General features: G+C 39.8%; 1 protein-coding gene. It reads right to left on the bottom strand.

Annotated features, from left to right (window positions below):
* Positions 1–74 precede the first annotated feature (74 nt).
* Complete coding sequence (locus COX77_01930; protein PIZ99295.1) at positions 75–893, bottom strand: hypothetical protein; 819 nt, start codon at positions 891–893, stop codon at positions 75–77.
* Positions 894–962: the final 69 nt, after the last annotated feature.

The following is a 962-nucleotide window of genomic DNA, read 5'->3' as shown; positions in this document are numbered from 1 at the left end:
TATTTTACCTGCTTTTTAGGGAGAAACAGCCACCAAAAAAGTTCCATTAGACCCCAAAATACGCTCGAGTAATGTCAACTTCTTGGAACAGGGTTAATTAATATTTTGCCTATATACAGGGGATTATGGCGATATTTTCGGTGGATAAATTTGAACTGAAATTCCACCAAATATTCAGGTAATGTTTCTTTGTTAATATGGTGGTAGTTTCTTCTCAAGAATGTCTTAAACAGTCCCCAGACTCTTTCAATGGGAACAGTCTTTTCAAACTGCCCTTTGGCATGCACTTCATTGTCATGGGCGTATCCCATGTACTCAAGACCGCCATAGGAAGGCAAACCGTCCGAGATGATTAAGCTATCGGTATTGATATGAGTATCTATGAACCCCTCGATACTATCCTGTTCTCTGTCCGGAATAACAGATAGTCTCAGATCGGAAAACGTCGCATCTACCGCTCCCATCACAAGAGCTTGATTACCTGTCTTTCTCTTGCCCACGAAGCATTCATCACAAGCAAAGATACCCGAGAGCTTATCCGTATTTAAGCTTAGTTCAAGCTTGTTTCTAATCCTTTGGTAGTTGAATCTGGATGTGGTGTATGATACTCCCGTCCAGTCCATAACATCTTTATGGGTTTTGTTATTTCCGAAACAATACAGAACACGATATATCTGAGTGTAGTTTAGATGTGAGCCCTCAAAGCCTATTACGCTCTTTAAAGAGAACTTATGCCGGCACTCTGTACAATGGTATCTTGTATCTTTACCCTTCATTCTTCTCACATAATTCTTTCTTTGACACTTGGGGCACGTGATGTGACTGCCCAAGTTGCTTCTTAGTTTCTTTTTTGCTTCAGTCTCTGTCAGATTAGTTAGCAGTTCTTTTTTCATGAAACAGATTTCCTCCTTTCCACCTCTAGTTTACCTTACTTTTAGATGTGTATCTGTTCCAATAAGTTT

It is taken from the genome of Candidatus Komeilibacteria bacterium CG_4_10_14_0_2_um_filter_37_10 (genome assembly GCA_002793075.1).
Taxonomy (GTDB): domain Bacteria; phylum Patescibacteriota; class Patescibacteriia; order UBA1558; family UBA1558; genus UM-FILTER-37-10.
The sequence above is the reverse complement of the archived record's forward strand: the minus strand, read 5'-3'. Positions and strand labels throughout refer to the sequence as shown.